The sequence below is a fragment of the Flavivirga amylovorans genome (assembly GCF_030540875.1).
Taxonomy (GTDB): Bacteria; Bacteroidota; Bacteroidia; order Flavobacteriales; family Flavobacteriaceae; genus Flavivirga; species Flavivirga amylovorans.
On the sequence record NZ_JAUOEM010000002.1, the window covers coordinates 506345 to 527098 of the forward strand.

Sequence of the window (20754 nt, forward strand, 5' to 3'; positions counted from 1 at the left end):
TAATTTAAAGACTATGAAATCCTTACAAATTCTATACTTCGAAAAAGATTAATTAAAAAAATTGCAAATATGAACTACTTAAAAAAAAGTATTCGTTTTATTAAGCTATTTGGTTTTGGTTTTCTATTATTTTTAGCTTCACAATCTTGTGAAAGAGATAATAATGTACCTATTGGAAATGAAACAGAAACACCAAATACAAATACACCTAATGAAAATACATCTGTTCCATGTGAAAATGGTTTTGCAGGGATATATCCTTGTAGTGACTATGATTTAATGGCACAAATGCCTATAAGTACTTTTGGAGCCAAAGAAGGAAATGACTCTTGGGGCTGGGTAGATCCTGTTACCGATAAGGAATATGCATTAATGGCCACAGATACAAATGTGTCTTTTGTTGATATCTCTGATACAAATAATCCAATATACTTAGGAAATGTTCCAACCGCTACGGTAAGTAGTCCGTGGCGCGATGTAAAAGTTTATAATGACCATGCCTTTATTGTAGCAGATAATGCAGGAAACCATGGCATGCAGGTATTTGATTTAACACGTTTGAGAAACGTTGCCAATCCACCTGAAACATTTACTCCCGATACTCATTTTACCGAATTTGGAAGTGCGCATAATATCGTAATTAATGATGTTAGTGGGTACGCCTATATCGTAGGTACTAATAGAAGTGGGACATTTGCTGGAGGCCCATTATTTATAAATATTCAAAATCCTACGTCTCCAGTTTCTGAAGATGGTTTTGGTGAAGGAGGCTATTCTCATGATGCTCAAGTTATCACCTATAATGGACCAGACACAGATTATACGGGACGCGAAATATTAATAGGTAGTAATGAAAATGAAGTTGTTATTGCCGATGTAACCGACAAATCCAATCCAATAAAAATTTCTGATATAAGTTACTCAAACGTAGGATACACACATCAAGGCTGGTTTACAGAAGACTTAAATTATTTCATTTTGGGAGATGAAACAGACGAAAGGGATATTGGCACCAACACACGTACCATTGTTTTTAACTTCTCTGATTTAGATGCACCAAGCTACCACATGGATTATCTAGGTGCATCAACAGCAATCGATCATAACGGATACGTAAAAGGCAATACATTCTATCAAGCTAGCTATAGAGCTGGCGTGCGCATGATAGATATTTCGGGAATTGCAAGCAGTACTATGACAGAAATAGGATTCTTTGACACCCATCCAGAAAATGATAATACAGGTTTTAATGGAGCGTGGAATGTTTACCCGTATTTACCAAGCGGCAATATTATTGTAAGTGATATTGAAAGAGGTTTATTTATTATTAAAAAAAGTGGCTCTTAATAAAAGATCTCTATGCAAGCTTCAAAAACAAACGCGCTACTAGTAATTGCTATTGCTTTTTTTTGCAGCTGTTCTAATAATGATGACTCATCTAATGAAACAGACAATGCGACAAAAAAGGAACTAGCTTTTGTAAAAACTATTGGAGGCTCAAAAAACGAAAGTGCACAATCCATAACCAAAACCTCAGATGGTGGTTATGCCATTTTAGGATACGTACAAAGTTCCGATGGTGATGTTTCAAATAAACTGAATGACTCTTTTGATTATTGGTTGTTAAAATATGATCAAAACAACACGTTACAATGGCAAAAAACCTATGGCGGTAGTGATGATGACCGAGGTAGTGATATTATTCAAACATTAGATGGTGGATTTGCCGTTTTGGGATATAGTAAAAGTAATGATGGTGATGTTATCGAAAATAGTGGTTTTAATGATTTTTGGGTTTCAAAACTAGATGCTTCTGGATCTGTTTCCTGGGAAAAATCTTTTGGCTTTTCGGGAGCGGATAATGGTATTTCAATCATTCAAACTAATGATGGCGGTTATCTTTTAACTGGTGTCTTAGATGTTTCGGCTTCAAATGGAGAAGGAAACAGTAAATCTATTTCATCAAGTAAACATGACGGTGGTGATTACTGGGCAATTAAGTTAAATACTTCTGGCGAAAAGCAATGGAGTCAATTTTTTGGAGGCTCGTTTACAGATACACCTTACGATGCTATCCAAACAGACGATAATGGCTATATTATTGTAGGTTCATCAGACAGTGACGACGTTGATATAAATGGAAACAAAGGATCATACGATTTTTGGGTTATTAAAATATCCAATACGGGCAGTTTAGTTTGGGAAAAGTCTTTTGGAGGATCTCAAACCGATGAAGCCAGAGCCATCACAAAATCATCTGATGGTAATTATATTATTGTTGGAGATACCAGAAGTGATGATACTGACATTTCAACTAATAGAGGCGGCGCCGATTTATGGGTTATTAAAATATCACCAACAGGAAATTTAATCTGGGAGAAAACGTTTGGTGGTAGCAATTTTGATGTTGGTCGTTCCATTTCTAAAACTCAAGACAATGGGTTTATAATTTCTGGTAGCTCTAGAAGTTCTAACGGAGACCTTTCAAATAATAATGGACAAAATGATGCCTGGATTGCAAAAATTGATGATAATGCAAATTTAAAATGGCAAAAGACTGTTGGAGGTTCCGACATTGATCTTGCTAATGATGCTATAGAGTTTAACGACGGAAGCGTTATCGTTGTTGGAGAATCTAATAGCGCAAACATCGACATTCCAAACAATAAAGGGTTCACAGATTTATTAATTTTCAAAATAAAATAAAAAGATGAGAAAAACACGCTTCATATTCATTTTAAGTTTAATCACATTATCGTCCTGTGGTAAAGACAATGATGATGAAGTGTCTCAAGCAAATGTTACATTCAATTTCAGTCATAATTGGGATGCAACAGATGTTACTAATACTAATTTTAATACCATTCAATACACCAATGCTAATGGTGAGGAATTAAGTATAACAAAGCTACGATACATTATTTCAAACATAACATTTCAAAAATCTGATGGAGAAATAGTCGTTCTTGACGGTTATAATTTAGTAGATGTTACTAATAGCACAAACCTTTCTTTTTCACCAGTTACAACTATTCCAACGGGAGATTATAGCAACGTATTTTTTACTTTTGGTTTTAATAATGAGGCTAATTATAATAACAATTATCCTGATTTAAACTCTGCAACCTGGAACGTTCCAGCTATGTTAGGAGGCGGCTATCATTACATGCAATTAGAAGGTAAATTTATTGACAATACAACTACAGAAACAGGCTATGCATATCATGCTATAAGAGCTGTAGACAATAGTGGCGCAACACAAGTTTTTGAAAATACTTTTTTTGAAGTTGATTTGGGAGAAGTTACAATCAATAACAATGCAATTTTTGAAATCGATATGAATATTGCTGAATGGTTTAAAACTCCAAACACTTGGGATTTGAATGTTTTAAACAATATGCTGATGCCTAATTTTAATGCGCAAGTGATGATGTTTCAAAACGGACAAAATGTATTTAGCTTAAACACTGTTAATCAATAAAATGTTTAAATGGATTTTATATTATATTCTGCTTTTTTTCATTTGTATGTCATGTTCAAATGAAAGCGTAAATGAATATGTACCCGTCCCAAGTCCATTAGAAATCCCTCCGTTTTTTCAAGACAATATACTTGCACCTGTTATTCCCACTGACAATCCTCAAACTGTTGAAGGAATCGCTCTGGGTAAAAAACTATTTTTCGACCCCATATTATCAGCAGATAATACACAGGCATGTGCAGACTGCCACGCCCCAGAAAATGCATTTTCTGATGCCGACAGATTTAGCGATGGTATAGATGGTCTTTTAGGCAATCGTAACTCCATGCCTTTATTTAATTTAGCTTGGAATTACGATGAAAAATTCTTTTGGGATGGTCGCGTGTTTGGGATAGAACACCAAGCATTTCAGCCAGTAACAGATCCTTTAGAAATGAATAATACTTGGATGCAAGTAGAACAGAAATTACAACAACATTCAGAGTATCCTAATTTATTCGAACAGGCATTTGGAACCACAACTATAGATTCCACATTAGTTACTAAAGCCATTGCTCAATTTGAACGTACTTTAATTTCTTCCAATTCAAAATTTGACAAGTTCCTTTTAAACGAGGCAACTTTAACACCAGAAGAACTTAATGGTTTTAATGTGTTTATGGATGAAACAAAAGGAGATTGCTTTCATTGTCATGGAAGTGATAAAAACCCTTTGTGGACAGATAATATTTTTCATAATAATGGTCTAGATGCTACTTTTACTGATTTAGGTTTAGGTAAAGTTACCGGAGACCCTGCTGACAATGGAAAATTTAAATCCCCTTCATTACGAAATCTAGTATTTACAGCGCCATACATGCATGATGGTCGATTTGAAACACTAGACGAGGTTATAAATCATTATAGTGAAGGTTTGCAGAACTCTCCGACTATTGATCCATTAATGAAAAAAGTAGCACAAGGCGGTGCACAGCTTTCAACTCAAGATAAGACAGACTTGAAAGCCTTTTTACTATCTCTATCTGATTTTGAATTTATAAATAATCCTGCCTTTTCAAATGAATAAACGCTCCATTAGGGTATAAAACCATCTTTTAAATGATCATTAAAAATTAATCAGTTTTCACAGATTTTTTATGACATTTTCAGCCCTAAATTTCGCATATCATGATCTATAAAAAACGTATAGTATAGATTCTGTTCCATATTTGGGCATAACTATTTACATGTAGATAGAATAAATGAATTCTATGTTAAATACTATATGAACCTCAAACTTTTAAAAGCTGAGAGATACTAATTTTTGATTAAAGTTATACTAAATTAAAAACTTTTTACTTTTTTTTAATAATTATCCTTTCATCGACAAAAGCTTATTTTAACAGGTTAAAGCCCACAAAATTCATTATTATTAGTTAAAAAATTAGAATTTTTCTTTCATATAAGTAAGATTTTACTTAATTTAAAATTCTAAAAAATGTCAGGCTTATGAAAACCAATGTAACTTCAGCCCTATTTTGCTCTACTTTTGGACACAATTATTTTCGTCTGAATAAAACAAATACTAACACTCCTAAATTGATTTGTAAGTGTTGCAAAAACTATTTTAAGTTTAACAAAAATGGAGATATTGTAAAGGTAAAACAGAAACAGAACACTTTGTTTATTGCAAAAGTAAAAAGAATGGTTTAATAAATTAAACCCTAGAATCCCTAAACACAATAAAGAGCTTTGAATTAAGCTCTTTATTTTTTGATAAGAAAAACCTATAAACCTATATACTAATATAATGTTAGGTTATATGGTAATCCATGACTTATATTGTATATTTGTACTTTATTTAGAAACTGTCTTAATTAAATCATGTATGAGCACATTTCTAAATCTAAACTAAAAAATAATATGATAAAAGTTTCTGATACAGCTAAGAAGAAAGTTATTGAATTAATGACAGATGATGGCTATGATCCTTCTACAGACTACGTACGTGTAGGTGTTAAGAGTGGTGGTTGTTCTGGGCTATCTTACGATCTAAAGTTCGACAAAGAAAATCAAGAAAATGATAAAATGTTTGAAGATAATGATGTGAAAATTATCGTTGATAAAAAAAGTTTTTTATACCTAATCGGAACAACACTTGAATATTCCGGAGGATTAAATGGAACAGGGTTCGTATTTAACAATCCTAACGCAAACCGCACTTGTGGTTGTGGAGAATCATTTTCACTTTAAAAAGCCCATCTAAATCTTCCCAAAGGGAAGGCATAACCAAAAAGAACAATGAGTAACAAATACACAGAGGACGATTTAAGGGAAGAACTTAAAACCAAAGAATACGAATATGGTTTTTATACTGATATAGAATCAGATACGTTCCCTAATGGTTTAAATGAGGATATTGTACGTGCTATTTCTCAAAAGAAAGAAGAGCCACAATGGATGACCGATTGGAGATTAGAGGCTTTTCGTGTTTGGAAAGAAATGGACGAACCAGAATGGGCAAATGTACATTATAAAAAACCAGACTTTCAAGGTATCTCATATTATTCCGCACCAAACAGCAAACCTAAATATGATAGTTTGGATGAAGTAGACCCAGAGTTATTGGCAACTTTTGAAAAACTGGGTATCTCTTTAGATGAGCAAAAAAAACTTGCTGGTGTCGCTATGGATGTCGTTGTAGATTCCGTTTCAGTAGCAACAACATTCAAGAAAACCTTAGGAGAAAAAGGCATTATATTTATGAGTATTTCTGAAGCTATAAAAGAGCACCCAGAATTAGTCAAAAAATATTTAGGTACAGTTGTGCCTCAAAAAGACAACTTTTATGCTGCTTTAAACAGTGCTGTATTTAGTGATGGTTCTTTCTGTTACATCCCTAAAGGAGTAAAATGCCCAATGGAATTATCAACATATTTTAGGATCAACCAAGCGGGTACTGGGCAATTTGAAAGAACATTAGTCATTGCAGACGAAGGGAGTTATGTAAGTTATCTAGAAGGTTGTACCGCACCAAGTAGAGACGAAAATCAATTACACGCAGCTGTAGTAGAGCTTATTGCTTTAGACGATGCTGAAATCAAATACTCAACAGTACAAAATTGGTACCCTGGAAATGCCGAAGGCAAAGGTGGTGTTTACAATTTTGTAACCAAACGTGGTTTGTGCGAAAAAAATGCGAAAATCTCTTGGACACAGGTTGAAACAGGATCGGCAGTTACATGGAAATACCCATCATGTATATTAAAAGGTGATAATTCTGTTGGAGAGTTTTATTCAATTGCAGTAACTAATAATTATCAACAAGCAGATACTGGAACAAAAATGATTCATTTGGGAAAAAACACCAAATCGACTATCATTTCAAAAGGAATTTCAGCAGGTAAATCACAAAATAGCTATCGTGGTTTAGTACAAATAAATTCCAGAGCAGAAAACGCACGTAATTTTTCGCAATGTGATAGCTTGTTAATGGGGAACGAATGTGGAGCACACACGTTTCCATATATAGAAGCAAAAAATAAATCGGCTAAAATAGAACACGAAGCAACCACTAGTAAAATTGGTGAAGATCAAATTTTCTACTGTAATCAACGAGGTATTGATACAGAAAAAGCCATTGCTTTGATTGTAAACGGATTTAGTAAAGAAGTATTAAATAAACTTCCTATGGAATTCGCAGTAGAAGCTCAAAAATTATTGGAAATAAGTTTAGAAGGAAGTGTTGGGTAAAAGTAGTTTGCAGTATTCAGTCACAGTTTGCAGTTCGCTCACCTTAACTGAATATTCCAAAACCTTAAAAAATAATAAATAAGCTCTTGTTAAGTACTAAGATAAATTTTAACGAAATGTCACACTGAGCGCAGTCGAAGTGTCTCATCAAATTAAAACCAAATTTTATAATGAAAAAAGCATTTTTTATCGCAATACTTCTGGCAGTATTTATAAGCTGTGAAAAAGGTGAAATAATAAAAGGCGAATTTGTTTACTATGATGGCGCTGCTGTATTACAAACACAGGATGAGATTTATGGTGTTTTAGTTACAGATAAAATGCACGAACTAAACAAAAAAGCAGAGGCCTTTAAATCAGAACCCACAGATATGGTTCCTGTAGAAATTAGAGGACGGATTACAAATAAAAAAGACGAAAAAATACTTTGGGAAAATAAGGTTGAAATTGTTGAAATTTTAAACGTAACAGCACCGAAGAAAGAAGATAACAACGTTGTAAAACTAGTGAAGTAAATAAAAACTATGTTAAAAATTGATGATTTACACGCAAGTGTTGAAGATAAAACCATTTTACAAGGCATCAACCTTGAAGTAAAAGCAGGTGAAGTACATGCCATTATGGGACCTAATGGTTCTGGAAAAAGTACATTGGCTTCTGTTATTGCAGGAAAAGAAGAATATGAAGTAACTAAAGGTAATATTGAATTTAACGGTGAAGATATTGATGAGTTAGCTGCTGAAGAACGCGCCCACAAAGGCGTGTTTTTATCGTTTCAATATCCAGTTGAAATCCCTGGTGTCTCTGTTACCAATTTCATGAAAACGGCTATTAACGAATCTAGAAAAGCTAAAGGATTAGAAGACATGCCTGCAAAAGATATGCTTAAATTAATTCGTGAAAAGTCTGAACTTTTAGAGATTGATAGAAAATTTTTATCACGTTCTTTAAATGAAGGATTTTCTGGAGGAGAGAAAAAACGTAACGAAATTTTTCAAATGGCTATGCTAGAACCAAAACTAGCGATCCTTGATGAAACAGATTCTGGTCTTGATATAGATGCTTTGCGCATTGTTGCAAATGGTGTAAATAAGCTTAAAAATAAAGACAACGCGGTGGTTGTTATTACGCATTACCAACGTTTACTGGACTATATCGTACCAGATTTTGTACACGTATTATACAATGGCAAAATTGTAAAATCTGGAACTAAAGAACTTGCTCATGAGCTTGAAGAAAAAGGTTATGACTGGATTAAAGAAGAAGTGAACGCATAGCTAGTCCGCAGTATTCAGTTAGCAGTTGGCAGTTTTGCTTACTCAAACCCTGATTACTCTTACTATTCTATTCAAAATAAAACAGCAATAAATTACACAGATTTGGTAACGCTTATGACTGCTTACTGAAGACTGATCACTGAAGACTGAGAAAATGGATTTAAAAGAAAAATTATTATCATCCTTTTTAGTATTTGAAAATCAAGTAGACATTGATAGCTATGTGCACGATGTAAGAAATGATGCTATCAAAATATTTGAAGAAAAAGGCTTTCCCTCAAAAAAAGAAGAAGCCTGGAAATATACCTCTTTAAATAAAATATTGAAAGAAGATTATAGTGTATTCCCTCAACAGGAAAATGCTATAGAATATAAAGACATTAAAAAATATTTTATCCACGATATAGATACCTATAAAATTGTATTTATTGACGGTAAATATTCGTCTCATTTATCGCAAACAACTCACGACGGAATAGATGTTTGCTTAATGTCATCAGCACTTACAAAACCTAAGTACCGCATTTTAATTGAAAACTATTTCAATAAGGCAGCAACAAAAGATAGCCTATCATCACTAAACACGGCATTTTCAAGTGAGGGTGCTTACATTCATATTCCTAAGAACAAATTGGTAGAAAAACCAATTCAGATTCTCCATTTTTCAACAGGAAATGAATCGGCAACTATGTTACAACCTCGAAATTTGATTGTAGTTGATGAGAATTCACATGTTCAAATTATAGAACGACACCAAAGTTTAAACGATAACCCTGTACTTACAAATAGTGTTACCGAAATTTTCACAAATAAACGTGCTATTGTTGATTATTATAAAATTCAAAACGATAATTCGAACGCATCTTTAATAGATAATACCTTTATAAAACAAAAGAAAGAAAGTGTTGCATCAGTTCATACCTTTGCTTTTGGTGGAAAACTAACACGTAACAACTTAAACTTCTTTCAAGAAGGAGAACGCATTGATTCTATCTTAAAAGGCGTGACTATTATTGGTGAAAAACAACACGTAGATCACAATACATTAGTGCATCATATAGAACCAAATTGCGAAAGTCATCAAGATTACAAAGGTATTTTTGGAGAGAATTCAACGGGTGTTTTCAATGGTAAAATTATTGTTGAAAAAGAAGCACAAAAGACCAATGCATTTCAAGCAAACAACAATATTTTAATAAGCGATAAAGCAACTATTAATACCAAGCCACAACTTGAAATTTTTGCAGACGACGTTAAATGCTCGCATGGTTGTACCATTGGACAATTAGACGAAAGTGCTATGTTTTATATGCGTTCGCGTGGAATTCCAGAAAAAGAAGCCAAAGCACTTTTAATGTATGCCTTTAGTAATAACGTATTAAGCTCGGTTAAAATTCCCGAAATGAAACAACGTATTACAAAGATTATTGCGAATAAATTAGGTGTTAATCTTGGTTTCGACTTATAAAATTATTTGTCATTCCCCGCTACCCGCTGCATCTTCTTGAGCGAAATCAAAAGACTACACTATCCAGACTAAACAAAAAGCCATGTTCAACGTACAAGACATAAGAAAAGACTTCCCCATTCTTTCACGTAAAGTAAATGGTAAACCCCTAGTATATTTCGATAATGCTGCAACATCACAAACACCACAACAAGTTATTGATGCTATTGTAGATTATTATTCCAACTACAATGCTAACATTCATCGTGGTGTACATACTTTAAGTCAGGAAGCAACCGATTTATACGAACAAGCACGTCATAAAATACAAGCACACTTTAATGCTAAGTTTTCGCATGAAATCATACTAACATCCGGAACAACACATAGCATCAATTTAGTAGCAAATGGTTTTTCTGCCCTTTTAAAAAAAGGGGATGAGATTATTGTTTCAGCTTTAGAGCATCATAGTAATATTGTACCGTGGCAAATGTTATGTGAACGCACTGGAGGCGTCCTCAAAGTCATTCCAATGAATGACCATGGTGAATTAGTGATGAGCGACTTCGATAACTTATTATCTGAAAACACAAAACTTGTTTTTGTAAATCATATATCAAATGCTTTAGGAACTATCAACCCTATTGAATATATTATAGAAAAAGCACATCAAGTTGGTGCAGCCGTTTTAATTGATGGCGCTCAGTCTTGCCCACATATAAAACCAGATGTTCAAGCATTAGACGTTGATTTTTATGTAGCATCAGCTCATAAAATGTGTGGTCCAACAGGAGTTGGCATGCTTTACGGAAAAGAATCTTGGTTAAATAAATTACCACCTTATCAAGGAGGAGGTGAAATGATTGCCGAAGTAACGTTTGAAAAAACCACCTATGCAGATTTACCACATAAGTTTGAAGCTGGTACTCCAAATATTGCCGGAGGTATTGTTTTTGGAGCTGCTATCGATTATATGAACAGTATTGGCTTTGATGCTATAGCTGCTTACGAAAACGACTTGCTAAATTATGCTACAGAAAAGTTACTGGAAATAGATGGTTTAAAAATATATGGAACCTCCAAGAACAAAACATCGGTTATCTCTTTTAATTTAGAGAATATACACCCTTACGATGTTGGAACTATTTTAGATAAATTAGGAATCGCTGTTCGTACAGGGCATCATTGTGCACAACCTATTATGGATTTTTACTGCATCCCTGGAACTGTTAGAGCCTCTTTTTCATTTTACAATACAAAGGAAGAGATTGATGCTTTAGTTGAAGGCGTAAAAAAAGCAAAAATGATGCTATTATAAATTTTGGCTTCTTTTTTGTAATGTCCATATAAAATCAAATCCTATGAAATACGTTTTTATATTATTAACTCTGGTTTTTGTAGATAATCGCTGTTCAGAATTAAATATAGACCAAGAAGCTATTTCATTTGAATATTCGACACAATCAAGAGGTCAATATAAAAATATTAAAATCAATAAAAAGACTATTTCTGTTGTTGATAAAAGAGGTAAAACACCACAAGTTGAAACATGTAGTGAAGCACATTGGAAGACCCTTTTAAAAGCCGTCAAACTCATTGATGTTGAAAATATACCGAATCTAAAAGCACCTTCAGAAAATCGCTTTTTCGATGGGGCTGCTATCGCAAGATTAAAAATAATTTACAATGGCACAACATATGAAACACAAGCTTTCGACCATGGAAATCCGCCAAAAGAAATAAAGGAACTTGTTAAAGAAATACGATCTATTTCAGAAAACATTGAATAGGAAACTTTCTTGTTGTATTTTTGTATAAAATTGTTATTGTGACTATTGAAGACATACAAAACGAAATTATAGACGAATTCTCAATGTTCGATGATTGGGAAGAACGTTATCAATATATGATTGATTTAGGTAAAGATTTACCTTTAATAGACGACCAATACAAAACGGACAGCAACATTATTAAGGGTTGCCAAAGTAAAGTTTGGGTACATGCCGAAATGAAAGACAATAAAATAGCCTTTACAGCAGATAGCGATGCTATTATCACTAAAGGTATCATAGCTATTTTAATACGTACTTTTTCAGATCAGCACCCAAAAGATATTATTGATGCCGACACAGATTTTATAGATAAAATTGGTTTAAAAGAACACTTGTCTCCCACAAGAGCCAATGGTTTAGTAAGCATGGTAAAACAACTTAAAATGTACGCCATAGCATACCAAACACAACTTAATTGATTTCCCGTATGTCATACTGAGCGCAGCCGAAGTATCTCAAGTAAGAGTAAGAATTAAAATAAGATTTCCGTTTTCACGGAAATGAAAAAAAGTATAATTATGAGCGAAACAACAATAGATACAAACGCCTTAGGCGAAAAAATAGTAAACGTTTTAAAAACTATTTACGATCCGGAAATACCAGTTGATATTTACGAATTGGGTTTAATTTATGACGTATTTGTTAACGAAGATTACGATGTGAAAATACTAATGACCTTAACAACTCCAAACTGCCCAGTTGCAGAAACGTTGCCATTAGAAGTTGAAGAAAAAGTAAAATCTTTGAACGATGTTAAAAGTGCCGAAGTTGAAATCACCTTCGACCCACCTTGGACGCAGGAATTAATGAGCGAGGAAGCTAAATTGGAACTAGGAATGCTTTAAGCACAGTTAGCAGTAATCAGTCTCAGTGTCCAGTCGTATTTTCTGGTAGACATATCAAAATAATTTAACAACTTATATTTTTGAAAGACGAAATTATAAATCGCGTAGCGAATAGCAAACTAGTCACTATAGACCTAGAAGATTACTATCCTGAAGGACAACGGGTTCTTTTCGATATTAAAAACTGGTTGTATGAAGGCTTTGTGTTACGTGAAAAAGATTTTAGAAATCAAGCTTCAGAATTTGATTGGACTCAATATCAAGATTGCTATGTAGCCTTAACATGTAGTAGCGATGCCATCATTCCAGGATGGGCTTATATGCTTCTTAGCATTCATTTACAACCATACGCAAAAAAGATCGTCATAGGCGATTTAGAAACACTGGAAACTTCCATATACCAAGACATTTTGAATCAACTGGATATTACCGAATTCAATAACAAACCTATCATTATAAAAGGCTGTTCTAAAAAACCAGTACCACAAAATGCCTATATTATACTTGCGAATAAACTAAGACCCTACGCAAAATCTATTATGTATGGAGAGGCTTGTTCTTCCGTTCCTCTTTACAAAAATAAATAATTTTCCCTGTGACCTAATTGTAAAAAAGTGTCTAACTATTAATTCAAATTTTAACAAACTAAACATGAAAAGATTATTTTTATTACTCACCTTTTTTATTGGAATTACTTCAACACATTCACAAGAAACTTTAGAAGAATTAAAAGCCATTCAAGGTCCTAAAAAAGATTCCATTGCAGCAATTCAAGGGCGCGTGGATGCCATTCAGGCAAAAATAGATGCGTTACCAGGATGGAAAATAGGTGCTTTTGGTATTATTGGAGGTAGCATATCTAGCTTTGAAAATTGGTATGCACAAGCGAAACCAAATAATAATTCAGGAAATATTGGTTTCACTGTTAATGCTTTTGCTAATTTAAATAAAGAAAAATTCTTCTGGAGAAATGCTGCTAATGTAAACTTATCTTGGGTTAAATTAGATGACAAAGATGACCCAACTGATAGTGACTCATTTCAAGAAGCAACAGACGTTTTTAACATCTCCTCTTTATATGGACATAAACTAAGTGACAAATTAGCACTTTCTGGATTGGGTGAATACAGAACAACTGTATTAAGTAATTTTAACGATCCTGGATATTTAGATTTAGGTGTTGGTGTCACCTGGACACCAATAAAAGATCTTATTGTAGTAGTACACCCTGGAAACTACAACTTTGTTTTTAGTAAAGAAGATACCGTTTTTGAATCTTCTTTAGGAGCAAAAGTTCTTATAGACTATACAAAACAAATAAAAGCCATTAGCTTTAAAACAAACTTTTCAATGTTTCAAAGTTATGAGAGTTCTAACTTATCAAACTGGACCTGGACAAACTCTTTCGGATATACTATATGGAAGATGATTGGTGTTGGTTTTGATTTTGGATTAAGAAGCAATAAACAAGAAGCACTTAATTATGCTTTGGCTCAAACGCCACCTACAGCAACTTCTTTCGAAGATGTTGATAATGAATTACAAAGTTATTGGATGTTTGGACTAAACTATAAGTTCTAAACATACTTATACCATTTCTGCATTGAAATTACTGTAAAAGAAAATGATGATTTTTTTCTTTATACAAAATAGAAAGATAAAGCATAGCCTTAGTTACGGTTTCTTTTTATGTTGAAGTAGAAAGGAGAAAAGAGCGTTTTATTACGGTCATTTGGATGTAGAAATGGTATTAAATAAATATAGCATATAAATAAAATCGCTTCAAAAGTACGCTTTTGTCCGTTCGAGACCTTAGAAAAAAAATTTATCAGGCGTATGAAATGACGTTATCGGATGTCATTCAGAAGGAGGAACGACTGAAGAATCTCTAGAAATTTATCCAAAGATTCTTCGCTTTAGCCTGTCTTGAGCGAAGTCGAAAGGCTCTGACAAATAGCTTTAAATTAACCACTTATAAAATAACGTCAATGGTAGCATTACTGAGTTATAAAATATATTTTGTAGCGAAAGTAGCAAGTGTAGCTTGTCGAGAACTAAAACAGCTCATTAAACATGAAGGTTTTGACTGCGCTCCGGACATTCAATTTTTATTTATCTTTTTTGACCTCTTTATTGTATTAAGGAATTAAAGAGACATCCTTTTTTATAAAAAAATAGCATAAATCTTATAAATTAAGGTCATTTTTCTTAAAAAACAAACCTTCCAACAGCACTATAAAGACTACATTTACAACATACATTTCTTACTTTTTAAATCCATTTGTCGTATTTTATTGCGTTTAATCGATATAATTTCATATATTGCAATCGTATTTGAAAGAAAATTCTAATTATTTAAGGGGAAATTATGGTTAAATCGAGTTATGAATACATAGATTTAGATGTATTAAAAGAAAGCACGTTTGATGATGTTTCCATTATTAAAGAAATAATGGAACTATTTCTCGAACTTATAGATGAGTACTTAGACGTTTTAACGCTTCAGTTTCCCAATAAAAACTGGTATTTGCTTTTTCAAGCGACCCACAAGATAAAACCAAACATAAGTATGTTTGGTATTTTTAAATTAGAATCCATAATACTTCAATTAGAGTCTAATTTTAAAAACAAACAAAACTTAGAAACTACTGGTCCAATTGTTACAGAGTGTTTAACTCTTTTTAAAGAAGTAAAAAGAGAAATACTAATCGAACTTAAATCAATCAAAGAATGACTAGAAAGAAAATTGTTTTAGCAGAAGACAACTCGACGCTTTCATTGTTATTGAAGTTTAGATTAGAGAAAGAGGGCTACGAATTGTTTATGGCACAAGACGGCAGAGAGGCTTTAGACTTAATTGAAAAAGAAAGCCCTGATTTAATTTTAACAGACATTATGATGCCGTTTGTTAGCGGATTGGAAGTAATAAGTCACGTCCGATTAAAATTAGATTCAGACACACCAGTTATTGTATTCTCATCTGCTGGTCAGGAAGAAATGGTTATTAAAGCATTTAATTTGGGGGCGAACGATTTTATGGGCAAACCATTTAGTCCTAATGAATTAATAATTAGAGTAAAAAGGCTTTTAAACTAAAAACACAGTGTTTAACATGGCAACTTATCAATACCTTATTGATTATTTTAATGAAGCCCCGCTCTTAATACAACTAGCTTGGGCAGTTAGTTGCATTTTATTTACAGCCATTGTTATTCTTACATTATACTTAAAGTTAATACGAGCAACACTTAGAAAAAAAGATATAGAAACCGCCAGATTTAGAAAAGATTACGAATCGACATTAATTGAGTATTTATATTCTAGTTCTGAAGATGGAAACATTAACGACCAACAAATAGCAATAATAGAAAAACTAAACGTTTCAGTACATATAAAATCGAAACGTAAAATAATTATTTCCATTTTATACAATTTAATGAATGAAGTGTCCGGAGAAATGTCCGACTCCATTAAAACACTTTATTTTAAAACAGGTCTTTACGATTATGCTTTAGCTCGTTTAGAAAATAAAAACTGGTATATCATAGCAAAGGGTATTGGTGAACTAACACGCTTTAAAATTGAAGAAGCACATGATCTTGTAGAGCCTTTTATTAAACACCCAAGACATGAAGTTAGAAAAGAAACGCAACTATACATGGTAAATATGTTTAGATTTAAAGGACTCTCTTTTTTAGATGAACTTAAAACGCCATTATCTGAATGGGCACAAGTACAATTACTGGAAACACTTCAAAAATTTGACGATCAACAAATTTGTGATATTAAACCCTGGTTAAAATCTTCAAACGAAACAGTCATCTTATTTGCCCTAAAACTAGCCAAGATGTATAATCAATTTGAGGTTAAAGACACTCTAATGGAATTACTATCGCATCCAATAAAAAAGATTAGAGTTAGAGTTATTGAAGTACTAACAAGCCTTTATGGTATAGAAGCAAAAGAAATGCTAAAAGCTAATTTTAATGATCTAAGCTTAGAAGAACAAATTAGTTTCTTTGGTTTACTAGAAAAATTAGTAGTCCCTTCTGATGAACCCTTTATCGAAAAACATCTTTTTCATAAAAATTTCGAAATACAATTATTAGCCCTTAAAATATTAAAATCTATCAACATAGATAAATTTATGGGGCTTAGTAAATCCACAAAAAGTAGAGGTAATAAAAAAATCATACAATTTGTAACTAATACATAATTATGGATACTAGTACCGTTAAAATAATTTTGCAAATACTGCATTACCTCTTTTTTGGTTATGCATTTACTGCAATTACATCATATATCATTCTATCGGTAATCTCTGGTAAAGAAACTATAGAGTATCTTAAAAAAAACAGTTTCGTTAACTATAAAGATATCCTGTCTTCTACCATGTCGCCTTCAATAACCATTATTGCCCCTGCTTATAACGAGAGTTTAAATGTTGTTGAAAATGTAAGATCGTTATTATCTAATCATTACGTTAATTACAATGTCATTATTATTAACGATGGTAGTACAGATAGCAGTTTAGAAAAACTTATTGAGGCTTACGATTTAGAAAAAATTGATTTTATAATTAACCACAAAATCAAAACACAATCCTTACGCGCTGGTGTCTTTAAATCTAAAAACCCTGCCTTTGAAAAATTAATGGTAGTCGACAAAAAAAATGGCGGGAAAGCTGACGCTTTAAATATGGGCTTAAACATTAGTAAAAGTAAATATGTGGCCTGTATCGACGTTGATTGTTTGCTATTAGAGAATGCGCTTCAAAAAATGATCAAACCATTTTTAGAGGAAACCAGTGCCAAAGTCATCGCAACAGGAGGTGTTATACGTATTGCAAATTCCTGTATTATTAGAGGTGGTAAATTAATTGATGTTAATCTACCAAAAGCTCTTTTAGTACAATCTCAAATATTAGAATATTTAAGAGCTTTTTTATTAGGCAGAATGGCGTGGAGCCGATTAAATGGTCTATTAGTAATATCTGGTGCTTTTGGCATATTTGATAAAGAAATAGCCATTGCTGTGGGAGGTTACGATACCCAAACCGTAGGAGAAGACATGGAAATTATTGTGCGCATGCGCCGGTATATGGAAGAGAAAAACGAAAAATATAGAGTCTCATATATTCCCGATCCCTTGTGTTGGACTGAGGCTCCAGATAATTATAAAATATTCATTTCCCAACGTAATAGATGGACACGTGGTACCATAGAAACGTTAAAAAAACATCGAAAAATTGGTTTTAATAGAAACTACGGCTCCTTCGGCATGTTAAGTTATCCATATTGGTTAATATTTGAACGCTTAGCTCCAATAATTGAAGTAGTAGGTATTATTTATTTTGCCATTTTAGTCATTCTAAAAGAAGTTAGATGGGAATACGCCCTATCATTTCTTATGCTTGCCTATATCTTTTCTGTACTGTTTTCAATAATAGCGCTTTATTCTGAAGAGTTAACATTTCATCAATATAAAAAGAAAGGTACTGGCTATAAATTAGTTTTATTAACAGCGTTAGAGCCCTTTGTTTTACATCCATTTATACTATATGCAGCGATAAAAGGGAATTATGATTACTATTTTAATAAGAAAAAGAAATGGGGTGTCATGCAACGAAAAGGCTTAACCTCATCATAGTTTAAAAAACACAAGTACTAATGAAACTTAATATCGAAAAAGAAGCTATAAAAACATATTCGTATTTAACGATATCCTTAATTGGCGCACTATGGTTTGTTAGTTTATTTGAGCTTTTTGCTACAAAAACATCAGAGACTAATATTTTTCTAGGAGCTATATATAAACTTGTCAATGATTTTTGGAGTGGTCTAATTATAGGCATCATACTACTTCCCTTTTTTTTACTATTAAATTCATTGATAAAAAAACGGGCCTTAATCATTACAAAAGCATTGTTTATTTTATTCGTAATTATTCAGTTTGCACTTGTAAAATATAGCTTAACAACCAATTCAAATCTGGGAGTCGATATATTAGGATATTCATTTGATGATGCCTATAGTACTGTCTCAGTATCAGAATCAATCTCTATCACTTATTTTTTTCCATTTATAATATTCCCGTTACTATTCTTATTATTATATAAATATATTGACAAGTCTTTATCTGGGAGAAAACTAATAGGGTTAGGCATTCTATCTATTGTATTATTAGGGTGTTTAAAATTGATTATCCCTGGAGCATCCAGTAAATCACACCAAAATAAAATATCCTTTTTAGTAAATGATATTATAAAATTTCAGCGCGAAAAGAGCAAATTAAATACATCTAGTTTTGTAAACAGAACCGATTACCCGCTATTAAAATCATCTCATAATTCCGAAGATGTATTATCGCCGTTCTTAACATATAAAAAGGACAAACCAAATATTGTTTTTATTGTTGTAGAAGGTTTAGGAAGTGAGTTTGTACGTGGAAACCAATACAGCGGTTTTACGCCATATATAGATTCATTAATATCAAAATCGCTGTATTGGGAAAATTTTGTAAGCACAACAGGGCGATCATTTGGTATATTACCTTCTTTATTTGGCTCGTTACCATACGGCGAAACAGGTTTTTTAGATGTAACAAAAACGCCTTCACATATATCACTTATTAGTATTTTAAAAGCCAATGGTTACAAAACCTCATATTATTCTGGCGGTCCATCAAGTTTTGATAGAAAAATTAATTTTTTAGAGTATAACGGTATTGAAACCCTAGTTGATGAAAACAAATACGGTCCAGCCTTCAAAAAAACAAAGGGTAACGATGGTGGCTTTTCCTGGGGATATCCAGATAGTGAAATTTTTAGAAAAGCATTGACTTCTTTTGAAGCAGAAAAGCAACCTCGTTTAGATATTGTTATGACGCTTTCCACACATGAACCTTTTGAATTTCCTAAAAAAGAAGAATATATAGCTGAAGTCGATAAACTATTAGCGGCTTCTCGAGAATTGGAACCCATAAAAAAACAGGTCAATGATCATAAAGACATTTTTGGATGCCTACTTTATACCGATAAGGCCATAAAGGAATTTATGCATGGCTATGAACAACGTCCAGATTACTCAAATACCATCTTTATAATAACAGGAGATCACAGGATCATCCCAATCACTCAAAAAGACAAACTTTGCAGGTTTCATGTCCCTTTATTAATATATAGTCCTTTATTAAAAAAAGCCGATACATTTAAATCTATTTCATCACACTGGGATGTAACGCCTAGTGTTCTAAATAGCTTGATGAAAAACTTTAAATTCAAACCATTAGATGAAACTCCTTGGATTGGAAACGGATTAGATACCACCAGACATTTTAGAAATATTCATAAAATACCTTTAATGCGCTATAAAGGAAGTATCAATGATTTTATATACAAAGACTATTTCTATTCTGATGGGGAACTGTTCAAAATAAATGAAGATTTTGGAATCTATAAAGTAAATGAAGAAGTGATAGCTAAAACCATGGCAGATTCTTTATTAGCTTTTAAAAGGATGAATGCTTATGTAACACAACAGAATAAAATTTTCCCAGAATCACTTAACATTTATGTGACACCAAAAATAGAATTCTCTCCAGAGCAATTAGTGGAAATTAATGCACATACAAAAGGAAAAACATACGATGAAATTCTGTTTATAGCCAGAGATTTATCATTTAAAAAACAATATAAAATAGCCCGTTTACTATGCGATTTTATACTAAATGAATATCCTAATTACACGGATGCCATAATAATAAAAGGGAGGTCTTTAGCCTGGGAAAGAAACTACGAAAAATCTGAAAAAGTATTATTAAATGCTATTAAAAGATCTCCTTATTATGATGATGCTTATTTAGCAATTCTGGATATGTATTGGTGGTCTGGACAAGACGATAAATCGGTACAGATATTCAACCAAGCCATGAAAAATGATGTCTTAAACCCAGATATTTCCTTTAAAATGGCTAAAGCTTACAGTCGATTAGATCGCACAGAGTATGCCATTAAACTTATGGATAGTATTATTAAAATTCATCCTAATAATTCTGATTATCTAACATTTAAAAAAGGCTTAAGCCCTGAATTTAATTAATATGTTATAATCTATTTGTCTCCTCGAGCGCAGTCGAGAGG

Annotated in this window: 20 protein-coding genes; all 20 read left to right on the forward strand. The window is 32.6% G+C overall.

Annotated features, from left to right (window positions below):
* The first annotated feature begins 69 nt into the window (after window positions 1-69).
* The 20 genes from Q4Q39_RS07460 (at window position 70) to Q4Q39_RS07555 (ending at window position 20713) form a co-directional block, all read left to right on the forward strand.
* Complete coding sequence (locus tag Q4Q39_RS07460) at window positions 70-1347, forward strand: choice-of-anchor B family protein (protein ID WP_303281777.1); 1278 nt, start codon at window positions 70-72, stop codon at window positions 1345-1347.
* A gap of 12 nt (window positions 1348-1359) precedes the next feature.
* The gene (locus Q4Q39_RS07465) at window positions 1360-2706 is read left to right on the forward strand and encodes a hypothetical protein (RefSeq protein WP_303281778.1); all 1347 of its coding nucleotides are present in this window, start codon (window positions 1360-1362) and stop codon (window positions 2704-2706) included.
* Between the two features lie 4 nt (window positions 2707-2710).
* Window positions 2711-3481, forward strand: a complete 771-nt coding sequence (locus tag Q4Q39_RS07470; protein WP_303281779.1) for an MbnP family protein — start codon at window positions 2711-2713, stop codon at window positions 3479-3481.
* 46 nt (window positions 3482-3527) lie between these two features.
* Window positions 3528-4547 carry a cytochrome-c peroxidase gene (locus Q4Q39_RS07475; protein ID WP_303281780.1) on the forward strand — a complete coding sequence of 340 codons (1020 nt, stop codon included), beginning with the start codon at window positions 3528-3530 and terminating at the stop codon, window positions 4545-4547.
* An 836-nt stretch (window positions 4548-5383) separates the two neighbouring features.
* Window positions 5384-5713, forward strand: a complete 330-nt coding sequence (locus tag Q4Q39_RS07480; protein WP_303281781.1) for a HesB/IscA family protein — start codon at window positions 5384-5386, stop codon at window positions 5711-5713.
* Between the two features lie 48 nt (window positions 5714-5761).
* Entirely contained in the window at window positions 5762-7213 is a 1452-nt protein-coding gene (gene sufB / locus Q4Q39_RS07485; protein WP_303281782.1) for a Fe-S cluster assembly protein SufB, read from the forward strand.
* A 170-nt stretch (window positions 7214-7383) separates the two neighbouring features.
* Window positions 7384-7728: a hypothetical protein gene (locus Q4Q39_RS07490; RefSeq protein ID WP_303281783.1), complete on the forward strand. Its 345-nt coding sequence runs from the start codon at window positions 7384-7386 to the stop codon at window positions 7726-7728.
* Window positions 7729-7737: 9 nt separating this feature from the next.
* Complete coding sequence (gene sufC / locus Q4Q39_RS07495) at window positions 7738-8490, forward strand: Fe-S cluster assembly ATPase SufC (protein WP_303281784.1); 753 nt, start codon at window positions 7738-7740, stop codon at window positions 8488-8490.
* Window positions 8491-8644: 154 nt separating this feature from the next.
* Window positions 8645-9958: a Fe-S cluster assembly protein SufD gene (sufD, locus tag Q4Q39_RS07500; RefSeq protein WP_303281785.1), complete on the forward strand. Its 1314-nt coding sequence runs from the start codon at window positions 8645-8647 to the stop codon at window positions 9956-9958.
* 82 nt (window positions 9959-10040) lie between these two features.
* On the forward strand, window positions 10041-11255 hold the full coding sequence (locus tag Q4Q39_RS07505) for an aminotransferase class V-fold PLP-dependent enzyme (RefSeq protein ID WP_303281786.1): 1215 nt from the start codon (window positions 10041-10043) through the stop codon (window positions 11253-11255).
* 43 nt (window positions 11256-11298) lie between these two features.
* Window positions 11299-11727, forward strand: coding sequence for a hypothetical protein (locus Q4Q39_RS07510; RefSeq protein WP_303281787.1), 429 nt, complete (start codon window positions 11299-11301; stop codon window positions 11725-11727).
* 38 nt (window positions 11728-11765) lie between these two features.
* Window positions 11766-12188, forward strand: coding sequence for a SufE family protein (locus Q4Q39_RS07515; RefSeq protein WP_303281788.1), 423 nt, complete (start codon window positions 11766-11768; stop codon window positions 12186-12188).
* Between the two features lie 99 nt (window positions 12189-12287).
* Window positions 12288-12614 carry an SUF system Fe-S cluster assembly protein gene (locus Q4Q39_RS07520; protein ID WP_102756453.1) on the forward strand — a complete coding sequence of 109 codons (327 nt, stop codon included), beginning with the start codon at window positions 12288-12290 and terminating at the stop codon, window positions 12612-12614.
* Between the two features lie 80 nt (window positions 12615-12694).
* Window positions 12695-13201 carry a DUF2480 family protein gene (locus Q4Q39_RS07525; RefSeq protein WP_303281789.1) on the forward strand — a complete coding sequence of 169 codons (507 nt, stop codon included), beginning with the start codon at window positions 12695-12697 and terminating at the stop codon, window positions 13199-13201.
* Between the two features lie 64 nt (window positions 13202-13265).
* Window positions 13266-14195 (forward strand): DUF3078 domain-containing protein, encoded by a 930-nt coding sequence (locus Q4Q39_RS07530; protein ID WP_303281790.1) that lies wholly within the window; start codon window positions 13266-13268, stop codon window positions 14193-14195.
* Between the two features lie 787 nt (window positions 14196-14982).
* A complete protein-coding gene (locus Q4Q39_RS07535) occupies window positions 14983-15348 on the forward strand; it encodes an Hpt domain-containing protein (RefSeq protein WP_303281791.1) in 366 nt (121 codons plus the stop codon).
* Window positions 15345-15710, forward strand: coding sequence for a response regulator transcription factor (locus tag Q4Q39_RS07540; RefSeq protein WP_303281792.1), 366 nt, complete (start codon window positions 15345-15347; stop codon window positions 15708-15710). Before Q4Q39_RS07535 ends, Q4Q39_RS07540 begins: the two co-directional genes overlap by 4 nt.
* A gap of 16 nt (window positions 15711-15726) precedes the next feature.
* Window positions 15727-16830, forward strand: coding sequence for a HEAT repeat domain-containing protein (locus Q4Q39_RS07545; protein WP_303281793.1), 1104 nt, complete (start codon window positions 15727-15729; stop codon window positions 16828-16830).
* A gap of 2 nt (window positions 16831-16832) precedes the next feature.
* Window positions 16833-18263, forward strand: a complete 1431-nt coding sequence (locus Q4Q39_RS07550; RefSeq protein WP_303281794.1) for a glycosyltransferase family 2 protein — start codon at window positions 16833-16835, stop codon at window positions 18261-18263.
* Window positions 18264-18283: 20 nt separating this feature from the next.
* The gene (locus tag Q4Q39_RS07555) at window positions 18284-20713 is read left to right on the forward strand and encodes a sulfatase-like hydrolase/transferase (RefSeq protein ID WP_303281795.1); all 2430 of its coding nucleotides are present in this window, start codon (window positions 18284-18286) and stop codon (window positions 20711-20713) included.
* The last annotated feature ends 41 nt before the right edge of the window (window positions 20714-20754 follow it).